Raw genomic sequence first — 11,992 nt, 5'->3', positions numbered from 1 at the left:
GTATGCAAGTTTGACCCGAAGTCAGGAAAACCTCTCGTGCGTGATCTGAAAATTCCCGAGCAACGCCACCCTGAAAAGGCCCATCGGCCCGACAACGATCAGCCGAAAAAGCCAAAGTGGATTCGTGTGAAAGCGCCCGGCGGCAAGGGCTATGCCGACACGCATAAGATCATGCGGGAAAACAATCTGGTCACGGTCTGCGAAGAGGCCGGGTGCCCCAATGTCGGTGAATGCTGGAGCCAGGGCCACGCCACTATGATGATCATGGGAGAGATTTGTACCCGTGGCTGCACCTTCTGCAATATCGCCACGGGTCGGCCTGATGAGTTGGACGTGTTCGAACCGGGCCGCGTGGCCCATGCGGTTGAGAAGCTGGGGCTTAATCACGTGGTGATCACCTCGGTGGATCGGGATGATCTGACGGATGGTGGCGCGGATCATTTCGCGCAGACCATTCGCGCGGTGCGCCATCGCTCGCCCAAGACCACAATCGAAATCCTGACGCCCGATTTCCTAAAATGTGACCCGTCTGTGCTTGAGATCGTGGTTGAGGCCAAGCCGGATGTGTTCAACCACAATCTGGAAACCGTCCCCGGCCTTTACCCCGAAGTTCGCCCGGGCGCGCGCTATTTCCATTCACTGCGCCTGTTGCAACGGGTGAAAGAGATGGATCGATCGATCTTTACCAAATCCGGTATCATGGTGGGTCTGGGGGAAGAGGAACAGCAAGTGCGTCAGGTCATGGATGATATGCGCGCTGCGGATATCGATTTCCTGACCATCGGCCAGTATTTGCAGCCCACGCCCAAACATCACCGCGTAGATCGCTTTGTCACGCCCGAAGAATTCGCAGCTTATGAGAAAGCGGCCTTTGGCAAAGGGTTCTTGATGGTTTCGGCCACGCCTTTGACCCGGTCTTCCTATCATGCAGGAGATGATTTTGCCCGGCTGCGCGCCGCTCGGCAGAAGAAACTGGGCCAAGTATGACGCCTGAACAGCAGGCGTGGCTGACCCAGTGTCGCCACGCCTTGCATCAAAGTCCCGAACTGTTCGGTGAGGAAGAGCGCACCGCCGCCCGCATTGTTGAGTTGTTGCAAGGCTTTGCGCCTGATCAGGTTCTGACCGGTCTGGGCGGGCATGGGGTTGCTGCGATCTACGACAGTGGTCAAGACGGACCGGTGGTTGGCATCCGTTGTGAGCTGGATGGATTGCCGATCCAGGAGATCTCAGATCAGCCCTATGTGTCGCAGGTCCCTGGCAAGGGTCACCTTTGTGGTCACGACGGACATATGGTCATGGTTCTGGGCGTCGCTCAGGCCCTTGCTGCGCGTCGCCCGACACGCGGGCGCGTGGTGTTGATCTTCCAGCCCGCCGAAGAAACCGGGCAGGGTGCCATCGCCTATCGCGCGGATTCCCGGTTCGAAGAGTTGGGCCTGGACTATGTGTTTTCGCTGCACAACCTGCCCGGGCTGGCTCTTGGCACTGTCGAGCTGTGTCAGGGCCCAGCCAATTGTGCGTCGCGCGGGATGCGGATTGTTCTGACGGGCAAAACCTCGCATGCCGCCGCTCCACAGGATGGGGTGTCTCCCGCAGGTGCTTTGGCGCGTCTGATGCCCGCTTTCGCCGGGCTTGGCCCAGCAGGGGCTTTGAATACCGATTATGCTCTGACCACAGTTACGCATTCCCGGCTTGGGGCAGCGACCTTTGGGGTTGCTCCGGGTGAGGCTGAACTTTGGGTGACTCTGCGCACTGTGACGGACGCTCGTATGGAACATTTGATCGCCGAGGCAGAGGCTTTGGTGCAGGACGTTGCACGTGACGAGGGGCTATCGGTTCAGATCAGCTATGACGATGTGTTTGAGGCTTGTGTCAACAACGCCGAGGCCGTTGCGGTGCTGGCCTCTGCCTGTGCGACACAGCAGGTTTCGTGTGCGCAAGTGTCAGAGCCTCAACGGTTTTCCGAAGATTTCGGTCAGTTTGGCAAATCCGCCAAGACGGCGATGTTCTGGTTGGGCTCCGGCACGGAACAGCCGCAATTGCACAACCCGGATTATGACTTTCCCGACGCGTTGATCCCTATCGGAACGAGTATCTTCCTGGCTGCACTGGATCAGGTACTGGGCGTCAGGGCCTGAACTTCGCGGGCTCCAGCGTGGCCCAATCCGGCCACCAGCCAAGATATTGAATACCCGCCAATACCCCGCAGGCAAGCAGCACGCCAAACACCAGTTTCACCCGACGTTCTGACGGTGGCCGGCGCGCCCATTTCGACATGCGAAGCAGATGGCGCGGGTTCATGGGGTCACTCTACGACGAACCGCACCTTGCCGATAAAGGGCAGGTTGCGGTTGCGCTGCGCGTAGTCGATCCCATAGCCCACAACAAATTCATCCGGGATTTCGAACCCGATCCAGTCTGATCGGAAATCGACCTCGCGTCGGCTGGGCTTGTCGAGCAAGGCGATGGATTTCAACCGCGCGGGCTGGCGGCTTTGCAGCAAGTTGGTGACATGGTTCAACGTGTGTCCGGTATCGACGATGTCCTCGACCACCAGCACATCACGCCCTTCAATTGCGCCCCGCAAGTCCTTGAGAATACGCACCTCTCGACTGCTTTCCATCGAGTCGCCGTAAGAGGAGGCTTCGAGGAAATCGACCTCGATGGGCAAATCCAGTTCGCGCACAAGGTCAGCGATAAAGACGAAACTGCCGCGCAACAGACCCACAACAACCAACTTGTCGGTGCCTGCGAACTCTTCGGTGATCTCGCGGCAGAGCTCCTCGATCCGCGCGGCGATGGCCTTGGCCGAGATCATCTCATCTATCACATATGCGCGCTCGCTCATCACTGCCCCCTTGATCTTTCGCGCGCAACATACGAAATCACGCGGCATTGTCACCAGTTAATGCCCGGATACCATGCCCACCCACTCGGAAACCCGCCCTCTGCCTTACACCGCTCAGCAGATGTATGATCTGGTTGCCGATGTCGCGAAATACCCCGAGTTCCTGCCTTGGTGCGCAGCCGCCCGCATTCGCCGAACCTATGCCGAAGGCGAAGGACAGGTGATGGAGGCGGATCTGGTGATCTCGTTCAAAGTGTTTCGGGAAAGGTTCGGCAGCCGGGTAACACTGTTCGACGCAGCCAAACGGATCGATACCGAATATCTGGACGGACCGTTCAAATACATGAAATCCGATTGGCAGTTTGAAGACACCGAGCAAGGGTGCAACATTTCGTTCCATGTGGATTTTGAGTTCAAGAACGCGATCTTGCAGGGCATCATTGGCGTTGTTTTCAACGAGGCCATGCATCGAATCGTGCGTGCCTTTGAACAGCGGGCAGCTGATCTCTACGGCTAAGGCTTTACCCACGGCCAGCGCACGCTAGAGTGCAGGTCATGGCCAATCTAACAAACGCACTTTCCGACTTTGCCTGCGCCCCGCTTTCGACGACCTTGCAAACGCGGATTGTGACATCGTTGTCGATGCTCGACTGGATCGCAGTCGGTTGCGCCGGTAAGGACGAGCCGGTGTCAAAGATCGTTCGGGATATGGTTCTGGCCGAGGCGGGCGCCGGGCAGGCGCATCTGTTTGGTGGCGGCACCGCACCGCTGCGTGCGACTGCGTTGGTGAATGGTACCATCTCGCACGCGTTGGACTACGACGACACCCATTTTGCTCATATCGGTCACCCCTCGGTTGCTATTATGCCCGCAGCGCTGGCTCTGGCCGAAGCAAAGGACAAACCGATTGTCGAGCTGCTCGAAGCTGCGCTGATCGGGATGGAGCTTTCCATTCGGGTTGGTCTTTGGCTGGGGCGGGCGCATTATCAGGCGGGTTTCCATCAGACCGCGACATCCGGTGCATTCGGGGCCGCAGTCGCCTGCGGGCGGTTGCTGGGGTTCGATCCCGCGCAGATTCGACAGGTTCTGGGTCTGACAGCGACACGTGCGGCGGGCCAGAAATCCCAGTTCGGCACGATGGGCAAACCCTATAACGCAGGCCTCGCCGCTGCCAACGGGCTTGAGGCCGCGCTGTTGATCGCCGCCGGGTTTCAATCGAATGATCAGGCGCTTGAGGGCACATTTGGGTTCGGGGCGACCCATCTGGGTGAGAATGACACCGACAGTGCCTTGCAGGGCTTGGGCCACGACTGGCTGTTCGAGTCGGTCAGCCACAAATTCCATGCCTGTTGCCACGGCCTGCACGCAGCGCTTGAGGCCGCGCGGGAGCTGGATATCGCTGAGCCAGAGGTGGCCGAGATCAAGGTCAAGACCCATCCGCGCTGGATGAGTGTCTGCAATCAGGTGAACCCGACCACGGGGCTGGGGGCAAAGTTTTCCTATCGTACTGTAATCGCGATGCAGGCTTTGGGCTATGATACGGCGCTGCCTGAAAGCTTTACGGATCAAATCTGTCAGAACCCGCGGCTGAAATCATTGGCTGACCGGATCACGGTTGAAGCTGATGACAGCCTGTCAGAAACTCAGGCGAAGCTTGCATTGTTGCGCCGCGATGGTGCGCGGCTGGAGGCCGAACATGACTTGCAAACGCCCCTGGCGCTGGCCGACCGGGAAGATCGGGTCAGGGCCAAAGCGGCCAAGCTGATCGGGCGAGATGAGGTTGACGAGATCTGGTCAATGCTGCGCACCGGAGGGCGCGCAGCGGATTTGGCGGCGCATCTGAACGGTTAGACCACGCGCCAATGCAGAGGAAAGCCCGGGTCAAACACCGTGACGGGCCCGTCTCCAGACTCGATCTTGGCCGGATATTCGACCGGCGCACCTTTGGACAGGGTGATGGTGTCTTCATTGACCGGCAATCTGTAAAACCCAGGCCCGTTGAGCGACACAAACCCTTCCAGCTTGTCCAGCGCATCCGCCCGGTCAAACATCTCGGCCACCAGCGACATGGTATTGGTCGCGGTGAAACAACCGGCGCAGCCGCAGGCCATTTCCTTGTTGTCATCGGTATGAGGCGCGCTGTCAGTGCCCAGAAAGAACCGCGCATCGCCCGAGGTCGCCGCCGCGACCAGGGCCAAGCGATGCTCCTCGCGCTTGGCAACAGGCAGGCAGTAATAGTGCGGTTTGATCCCGCCAACCAGGATATGGTTGCGGTTGATGATCAGGTGATGCGCCGTAATCGTCGCCCCCAGATCGGTCGCGTTGGCTTTGACATACTCCACACCGTTTGAGGTGGTAATATGCTCCATCACCACACGCAGGCCCGGGGTGGATCTGCGGATCGGGTCCAGTACGCGGTCAATGAACACCGCTTCACGGTCAAAGATGTCGATTTCTGCGTCGGTGACCTCCCCATGAACACACATGGGCAGTCCGATCTCGGCCATTTTCTCAAGCACCGGGCGCACCTTGTCGAAATCACGCACGCCCGAGGCCGAGTTTGTCGTCGCTCCCGCCGGGTACAGCTTGACCGCTTTGACCAACCCGCTGGCATGGGCCGCAGCCACATCTTCGGGATCGGTGTCCTCGGTCAGATAAAGCGTCATTAACGGCTCGAACGTCATGTCTTCGGGCAGGGCGGCCAGAATACGGTCGCGATAGGCGGCGGCCTGATCGCCTCGCACCACTGGTGGAACAAGGTTAGGCATGATGATCGCACGGGCAAAATGGCGCGTGGTTTCAGGTAGAACGGCTTGCAACATCGCGCCGTCGCGCAGGTGCAAATGCCAGTCGTCGGGACGGCGGAGTGTCAGGCTATCGGTCATGGGCCTGCGCTAGCACAGCTGCGGCAAAAGACCAACCAACCGCAGACCTGACCCGACAAAAAACTTGCCTCTGCACGCAGCCAGCGTAGCTCTGAGGCAGGCCAAGGTCTTGACGCCCGTGCAGCGGCATGACCTTTTAGCCGATGACAGGGCAGGAGGATCCATGACGCAGCCAAATTCCATCGATGCGGTCCAGCAGATGCTGGCAACGCAAGGCTATGTCTGTGGCCGCGCCCTGGCGACGGTTGTGTTCTTGTCGCTCAAACTGGGCCGCCCGCTGTTTCTGGAAGGTGAGGCCGGTGTCGGCAAGACCGAGATTGCCAAGGCTCTGGCCGCCGGTCTGAACCGCCGACTGATCCGCTTGCAATGTTACGAAGGTCTGGATGCGTCCTCGGCGGTCTATGAATGGAACTTCCCGGCACAGATGGTGGCCATTCGCACAGCCGAATCCTCGGGCGGGGCCGACCGGGCTGCTCTGCAGGACGAGCTGTTCTCAGATGACTACCTGATCGAACGTCCCTTGCTGCAAGCCATGCGCCCGGATGAAAACGGCGCGCCGGTTTTACTGATCGATGAGCTTGACCGCACTGACGAGCCGTTCGAGGCCTTCCTGCTCGAAGCGCTCAGTGATTTTCAGGTGACGATCCCCGAGCTTGGCACCGTCAAGGCGCCAGAACCTCCGATTGTGATCGTCACCTCGAACCGCACCCGCGAAGTCCATGACGCGCTGAAACGTCGTTGCCTTTACCACTGGGTCGACTACCCCGATTTCGAACGCGAAATCGCAATCCTGCACGCCCGCGCACCCGAAGCCGCTGAAAGCCTCAGCCGAGAGGTTGTGGCCTTTGTCCAGCGTTTGCGCACCGAAGACCTGTTCAAGAAACCGGGTGTGGCCGAAACCATCGACTGGGCCAAATGCCTGCTCGCCCTTGATGTCATGAACCTCAGCCCCGAGGTGATCGGCGACACGCTGGGCGCGATCCTGAAATACCAGGATGACATCCAGAAACTGCAAGGGACCGAAGCCAAACGGATATTAGACGAGGCCAAGGCAAGTCTGGAACCAGCTTGATCCGATGAGTGTCGCGCCCGTTATCCATATTGGCGGTTGGCCCGGTGTGGGCAAAATGACAATCGGACGGATACTGGCTGAGACTTTGGGTGGCCGGCTGATCCATAACCACCTGATGCTGGATGCTGCGCGCGCGATCTATGCCCGCAATACACCCGAGAGCGTCGCCATGCGCGAAGAGGTTCGACACCTCATTTTCGATCACGCTCGCCGTTTGCCCAAGGACGTGCCCATCGTTCTTACCGACGCGTTGGCGGATGAACCGGCCGCTTTGCCATTGTTCCAACCAACACTGGACCTTGCTAATGATCGCAACGCGCCTTTGTATCTTTTTGTATTGGATAGCTCCGTAGAGGAAAATCAGCGAAGATTGCGGGACCCATCCCGAAAGGGTGGTGCCAAATTGATGGATGCCAACGTTCTGGCATCTATCCGACAGACGGATACGCTGTTTGTTCCTGACGAAGCAGTGGTCTTGGACGTTTCGAAAATGGCGGCTCAAGCAGCTGCGAATGAAATCCTTACCCATCTCGGAAAAGTAGATGGCTGAACTGCTCCCTCCCGATATCCCCGACAACCCCAAGCTGGCGCAGAATATCACGCATTTTGCTCGTGCGCTGCGCAAGGCGGGGCTGCCGATCGGGCCGGGGCGTGTGATTGATGCGATCCGGGCGGTGCAAGCGGCTGGCTTCACCGAAAAACAGGATTTCTATTGGACGCTGCACGCCTGTTTCGTAAACCGCCCCGAACATCGCACTGTCTTTGCGCAGGTCTTCCGCATGTATTGGCGCGATCCGCGATATATGGAACATATGATGGCCATGATGCTGCCCGCCATCCGGGGTGTGCAGGAAGAACGCAAGGCCGATGCCGGGGAAAAGCGCGCGGCAGAAGCGCTGCTGGACGGCGTTGAACAGGACGCACCTGAACCGGTTGCTCAGGACGAGGGCGAGACCGAGATTGAGATTGACGCCACCCAAACCGCCTCATCCGAGGAGAGGTTGCGCAATCTCGACTTTGAACAGATGAGCACCGCCGAGATCGCGCAGGCCAAACGGGTTCTGGCGCAAATGTCCTTGCCGGTCAAACCGATCATGTCGCGGCGCGGGCAGGCCAGTCATCTGGGCTACCGCATCGACCGTGCCCGGACCCTGCGCGCAGCCATTCGCCAGGGCGGAGAGCTGCGCGACATTGCCCGACAGCATCCCAAACCCCGCTGGCCCAATCTGGTGGCGCTTTGTGATATCTCTGGCTCGATGAGCCAGTACAGCCGGATTATCCTGCATTTTCTGCATACGGTCTCGAATGCAAAAGGTGCGGGATGGGCCAAGGTTCATGCCTTTACCTTTGGCACCCGCCTGACCAACATCACCCGCCATCTGCATCAGCGCGATGTGGATGCGGCGCTGGCCGCTGCCGGGGCTGAAGCGCAAGATTGGGAGGGCGGGACGCGGATCGGCGATTGCCTGCATCAGTTCAATCGCGACTGGTCGCGGCGGGTCATGGGGCAGGGGGCCGTGGTGCTGCTGATCACCGACGGGTTGGAACGCGGAGACCCTGAAGGACTGGAGAAAGAGATCGAGCGCCTGCACCTGTCCTCAAAACGCCTGATCTGGCTGAACCCGCTTTTGCGGTGGGACGGGTTCGCCCCCAAGGCGCAGGGGGTGGCCGCGATGCTGCCTCATGTGGACAGTTTCCGCGCCGGACACTCGATTGCATCGCTGCAAGATCTGGCCGCCGTGATCTCTGAACCCGACGACCAGGGGCAGAAAGCCCGATTGATGGCGGCGCTGTCTGCTTAAGACAGCTGTTCCGCGTTGCACTTGCGCGCCATTTCCATGGCTTTGTAGGTGCCCGTCAGGTCAACGGTGAAGGCAAATTCCTTTTCGGGAAACACCACCATCACCTTTTGCTTGGCCAGATCTTCGGCAAATTGCGGATCGTCAGACAGCACATACCCGCCGGAATAGCCTTTGGTGATGTTGCCGCGCATTCCGGTCGCCTCGCCAACATAGATGTTGTCACCGATCAGAATCGCCACCGCCTCCTTTTCGTCGCGCTTGATATCGGTTTCCGCCTTGGTAAAGACACCCACATATCCAACACCGCGATCTTCGGTCAGACCCATCTGAACCACGTTTTCCGAATCGTCCACCGCCTCGATCAGACAGGATTTCTTGTCTTCATCGATAAAGACCTTCCAACCTTCGACCTCGCCATAGCGCAGAAAGCTGTCAGCATAGCTTGCTGTCGACATCAATAGACCCAGTGCAGCGCCGACAGTAAAAATGCGTTTCATTTTTGTCTCCTGTGTTGAAATCGCCGGGGGCTTGTCCAATGCCCACCTGAACGTATCAGCACGCTAGAACGCCCGACACATACAATCAATCGATTCTGAATATTTGCACCTTTGGGGGCTGTTTGTTGCTTGGATGAGCGCCCAGTCAGCTTTTCAATTTGCGAAAGCTGCTTATGTTGGTGCAGACGAGGAGCGGAGGCCAAGATGGACAGATTCGACAGCAGTCCTGAAACAGCGCTGAAGTGGTATCGCGACGGGACCGGGGCTGCTCTGGCCACTGTTGTCGAAACATGGGGCAGCGCCCCGCGGCGCGTCGGCTCTCAATTGGTGATTGGCGGTGATGGGCGCATCGAAGGCTCGGTCTCGGGCGGGTGTGTCGAAGGTGCTGTGATCGTCGAAGCCTTGGAAGCGATCGAGGAGGGCGATGCCCGTCTGCTGGAATTCGGAGTCAGCGACGAGGATGCCTTTGCCGTCGGGCTGGCCTGTGGAGGGACGATCCGTGTGCTGGTCGAACCTGTGGGCAAGGTTCTGCCCGAGGCGATGCTGGCCGAGTTGGTGCAGGCCCGGGCAGGGCGCGAGCCGCTGGTCTATGAGGTGAATGTCGAAACCGGACACCGCGCGCTACGCCGCAATGCGCATGCCGACCGCGTTCGGATGGATCGGTCGGGCTTTGACGAAGACGGACAGACCTTTGTGGCGGTGCACAACCCGCCGCTGCGCCTGATCGTGGTGGGCGCGGTGCATATCGCGCAGGCTCTTGTGCCGATGGCGCGGATTGCGGGGTACGATCCGGCCATCGTTGACCCGCGTGAGGCTTTTGCCTCGGACGAACGGTTCCCGGGTGAGACAATTCTCACCGACTGGCCCGATGAGGCGGTGATGAAGCTGGGTCTGGACAGTCGCACGGCCATTGTATTGCTGACCCATGATCCCAAACTGGATGATCCTGCGCTAGAAGCCGCTTTGTCGGCGGGCGTCTTCTATATCGGTGCATTGGGGTCGACCCGGACCCATGCCAAGCGGGTGGATCGGTTGATGCAGGCCGGGTTCACACAAGAGCAGATCGCACGCATTCATGGCCCTGTTGGGCTGGATATCGGCGCGGCCAGCCCTGCCGAAATTGCCGTTGCGATTCTGGCTCAGATGACCGCTGTACTGCGAGGCAAAGCGTGAAGTTCGGCCCGCTCCCGGTTGCCGAGGCACAAGGGGCGATTCTGGCGCATTCCGTGCAGGCAGGCGGTCGAAAGCTGCGCAAAGGTATCGCGCTGGATGAAGAGCATCTTGAGGCACTGTCTGCCGCAGGCATTGCCGAGGTCACCGTTGCCCGACTGGAGCCCGGCGATTGTCACGAAGACGAGGCCGCGCGGCAGCTTGCTGCCGCTCTGACGCCCGATCCGAAATCTGCCAATTTGCGCGTGACCGAGCCGTTTACGGGGCGCGTCAATCTTCTGGCCGATGGGCCGGGAGTCGCAGTTCTGGATCTTGAGGCGCTGAGCGCGGTCAATCAGATTAATCCGATGATCACCGTCGCCACTGTGCCTCAGTACCAACAGATGGGCGAAGGCGGCATGGTCGCCACGATCAAGGTAATCTCTTATGCGGTGCCTGGTGGCGATGTGATGCAAGCAGCCCGCTTTGCGCAGGACGCTATTCGCCTTGCACAACCCATCCATCACAGCGCCGGGTTGGTGGTGACCGACATACCGGGAGGGCCCGCCAATGAAAAAGGGATCGCTGCCATTCGCGGTCGGGTTGAAGCATTGGGGATGGATCTGACGGATGTGCAAGTCGTGCCCCATCGCGTTGACGCGCTGAGCACGGCGTTGAAAGGTCTGCACGGCGATGTTGCGCTGATCCTGACAGGCTCGGCCACGTCGGACCCGCAGGATGTCGCGCCCGATGCGGTGCGCGTGGCTGGTGGGCATGTGGACCGGTTCGGGATGCCCGTGGACCCCGGTAACCTCTTGTTTCTGGGCAGTTTGGGAACGCGGCCGGTGATCGGCCTGCCGGGCTGCGCGCGGTCTCCGGCGCTGAACGGGGCCGATTGGGTGCTGTCTCGGGTAGCTTGCGGGATTGAAACCACGGCAGCAGATATTGCCGGCATGGGCGTCGGTGGGCTGCTGAAAGAGATCCCGACACGCCCACAACCCCGAGCGCAGCGCCGCAAATGACGCCACGTCAGTTTTACGCTTTTGCGTAAGGGCGATGCCTGCGAAGGGTTGCTGGGTGAATTGGCTGAAAAATCAAGCAAATATTTTTGTTCTCAAACAAATTTTCCCGTGTTTAACTCGGGCCCAACGAAAACACCAAATTGGGAGGATCTCATGACACAGGTCTCAATGACCGTGAACGGTAAGTCCGTGAGCGGTGACGTCGAAGGCCGGACATTGCTGTCCAGTTTTCTACGCGATCACCTGTCTTTGACCGGAACACATGTCGGCTGCGACACAGCGCAATGCGGCGCTTGCGTGGTGCATGTGAACGGCGAAGCTGTGAAATCATGCAATATGCTGGCGCTTGAGGCGGATGGTGCCGATGTGGGCACAATCGAAGGGCAGGCCGCAGAGGACGGCACGTTGAATGTCATCCAGCAGGCGTTTCAGGATCATCACGGGCTGCAATGTGGATTCTGCACTCCGGGCATGGTGATGAGCGCTGCGGCTTTGCTGAAAGACAACCCGCGCCCGTCCGAGGCTGAGATTCGCAAGTATCTGGAAGGCAATCTGTGCCGCTGTACCGGCTATCATAACATCGTCAAGGCGATCATGGCCGCATCGGGCCAGGACGTCAGCAGCATCGCTGCGGAATGATGCCGCTGCGGGCGTGATTGAGACGCCCGTGAGAGACGTAAGGGATGCGCCGGACGCATCCGTTTATCGGAGGAGAACAAG

Annotated in this window: 14 protein-coding genes; 10 read left to right on the top strand and 4 right to left on the bottom strand. The window is 59.4% G+C overall.

What is annotated here, in order from left to right:
* Positions 1–36: 36 nt before the first annotated feature.
* Positions 37–987, top strand: a complete 951-nt coding sequence (lipA, locus tag GOV38_RS03285; protein ID WP_171207605.1) for a lipoyl synthase — start codon at positions 37–39, stop codon at positions 985–987.
* Positions 984–2,135, top strand: a complete 1,152-nt coding sequence (locus tag GOV38_RS03280) for an amidohydrolase (protein ID WP_171207604.1) — start codon at positions 984–986, stop codon at positions 2,133–2,135. Before lipA ends, GOV38_RS03280 begins: the two co-directional genes overlap by 4 nt.
* Here GOV38_RS03280 and GOV38_RS03275 read toward each other — a convergent pair.
* A complete protein-coding gene (locus GOV38_RS03275) occupies positions 2,125–2,298 on the bottom strand; it encodes a hypothetical protein (protein ID WP_171098683.1) in 174 nt (57 codons plus the stop codon). The genes GOV38_RS03280 and GOV38_RS03275 overlap by 11 nt on opposite strands.
* 4 nt (positions 2,299–2,302) lie before the next feature.
* Positions 2,303–2,845: a hypoxanthine phosphoribosyltransferase gene (gene hpt, locus GOV38_RS03270; RefSeq protein WP_171207603.1), complete on the bottom strand. Its 543-nt coding sequence runs from the start codon at positions 2,843–2,845 to the stop codon at positions 2,303–2,305.
* 73 nt (positions 2,846–2,918) lie between these two features.
* On the opposite strand from hpt, the gene GOV38_RS03265 reads away from it, so the two are divergent.
* Positions 2,919–3,362, top strand: coding sequence for a type II toxin-antitoxin system RatA family toxin (locus GOV38_RS03265; protein WP_171207602.1), 444 nt, complete (start codon positions 2,919–2,921; stop codon positions 3,360–3,362).
* 38 nt (positions 3,363–3,400) lie between these two features.
* Entirely contained in the window at positions 3,401–4,696 is a 1,296-nt protein-coding gene (locus GOV38_RS03260; RefSeq protein ID WP_171207601.1) for an MmgE/PrpD family protein, read from the top strand.
* Here the strand turns inward: GOV38_RS03260 and pyrC are convergent.
* Positions 4,693–5,730 (bottom strand): dihydroorotase, encoded by a 1,038-nt coding sequence (gene pyrC / locus GOV38_RS03255; RefSeq protein ID WP_171207600.1) that lies wholly within the window; start codon positions 5,728–5,730, stop codon positions 4,693–4,695. The genes GOV38_RS03260 and pyrC overlap by 4 nt on opposite strands.
* Before the next feature lie 163 nt (positions 5,731–5,893).
* Here pyrC and GOV38_RS03250 point away from each other — a divergent pair, with 163 nt between their 5' ends.
* From GOV38_RS03250 to GOV38_RS03240, 3 genes are read left to right on the top strand one after another with little or no spacing between them, the layout of a single operon-like run.
* Entirely contained in the window at positions 5,894–6,802 is a 909-nt protein-coding gene (locus tag GOV38_RS03250) for a MoxR family ATPase (protein WP_171207599.1), read from the top strand.
* Between the two features lie 4 nt (positions 6,803–6,806).
* Positions 6,807–7,352, top strand: a complete 546-nt coding sequence (locus GOV38_RS03245; RefSeq protein WP_171129226.1) for a nucleoside kinase — start codon at positions 6,807–6,809, stop codon at positions 7,350–7,352.
* A complete protein-coding gene (locus tag GOV38_RS03240; protein WP_171129228.1) occupies positions 7,345–8,604 on the top strand; it encodes a VWA domain-containing protein in 1,260 nt (419 codons plus the stop codon). Before GOV38_RS03245 ends, GOV38_RS03240 begins: the two co-directional genes overlap by 8 nt.
* Here the strand turns inward: GOV38_RS03240 and GOV38_RS03235 are convergent.
* Positions 8,601–9,101, bottom strand: coding sequence for a hypothetical protein (locus GOV38_RS03235; RefSeq protein ID WP_171098699.1), 501 nt, complete (start codon positions 9,099–9,101; stop codon positions 8,601–8,603). The genes GOV38_RS03240 and GOV38_RS03235 overlap by 4 nt on opposite strands.
* 204 nt (positions 9,102–9,305) lie before the next feature.
* On the opposite strand from GOV38_RS03235, the gene GOV38_RS03230 reads away from it, so the two are divergent.
* From GOV38_RS03230 to GOV38_RS03220, 3 genes are all read left to right on the top strand, one after another.
* Positions 9,306–10,274 carry an XdhC family protein gene (locus GOV38_RS03230; protein ID WP_171207598.1) on the top strand — a complete coding sequence of 323 codons (969 nt, stop codon included), beginning with the start codon at positions 9,306–9,308 and terminating at the stop codon, positions 10,272–10,274.
* Complete coding sequence (locus GOV38_RS03225; protein WP_171207597.1) at positions 10,271–11,272, top strand: molybdopterin-binding protein; 1,002 nt, start codon at positions 10,271–10,273, stop codon at positions 11,270–11,272. The genes GOV38_RS03230 and GOV38_RS03225 overlap by 4 nt, the downstream gene beginning before the upstream one ends.
* Before the next feature lie 153 nt (positions 11,273–11,425).
* Positions 11,426–11,911 carry a (2Fe-2S)-binding protein gene (locus GOV38_RS03220; protein WP_171098704.1) on the top strand — a complete coding sequence of 162 codons (486 nt, stop codon included), beginning with the start codon at positions 11,426–11,428 and terminating at the stop codon, positions 11,909–11,911.
* The last annotated feature ends 81 nt before the right edge of the window (positions 11,912–11,992 follow it).

The sequence above is a fragment of the Ruegeria sp. HKCCA5839 genome (assembly GCF_013035585.1).
In the GTDB taxonomy this organism is placed as follows: Bacteria; Pseudomonadota; Alphaproteobacteria; order Rhodobacterales; family Rhodobacteraceae; genus Ruegeria.
Note: the sequence above shows the minus strand (reverse complement) of the source record. Positions and strands in the feature narration are given on the sequence as shown.

Coding starts and splice junctions, on each gene's coding strand:
- GOV38_RS03280 (WP_171207604.1), top strand. CDS start 984: ATGACGCCTGAACAGCAGGCGTGGCTGACCCAGTGTCGCCACGCCTTG.
- GOV38_RS03275 (WP_171098683.1), bottom strand. CDS start 2,298: ATGAACCCGCGCCATCTGCTTCGCATGTCGAAATGGGCGCGCCGGCCA.
- hpt (WP_171207603.1), bottom strand. CDS start 2,845: ATGAGCGAGCGCGCATATGTGATAGATGAGATGATCTCGGCCAAGGCC.
- GOV38_RS03265 (WP_171207602.1), top strand. CDS start 2,919: ATGCCCACCCACTCGGAAACCCGCCCTCTGCCTTACACCGCTCAGCAG.
- GOV38_RS03260 (WP_171207601.1), top strand. CDS start 3,401: ATGGCCAATCTAACAAACGCACTTTCCGACTTTGCCTGCGCCCCGCTT.
- pyrC (WP_171207600.1), bottom strand. CDS start 5,730: ATGACCGATAGCCTGACACTCCGCCGTCCCGACGACTGGCATTTGCAC.
- GOV38_RS03250 (WP_171207599.1), top strand. CDS start 5,894: ATGACGCAGCCAAATTCCATCGATGCGGTCCAGCAGATGCTGGCAACG.
- GOV38_RS03245 (WP_171129226.1), top strand. CDS start 6,807: ATGAGTGTCGCGCCCGTTATCCATATTGGCGGTTGGCCCGGTGTGGGC.
- GOV38_RS03240 (WP_171129228.1), top strand. CDS start 7,345: ATGGCTGAACTGCTCCCTCCCGATATCCCCGACAACCCCAAGCTGGCG.
- GOV38_RS03235 (WP_171098699.1), bottom strand. CDS start 9,101: ATGAAACGCATTTTTACTGTCGGCGCTGCACTGGGTCTATTGATGTCG.
- GOV38_RS03230 (WP_171207598.1), top strand. CDS start 9,306: ATGGACAGATTCGACAGCAGTCCTGAAACAGCGCTGAAGTGGTATCGC.
- GOV38_RS03220 (WP_171098704.1), top strand. CDS start 11,426: ATGACACAGGTCTCAATGACCGTGAACGGTAAGTCCGTGAGCGGTGAC.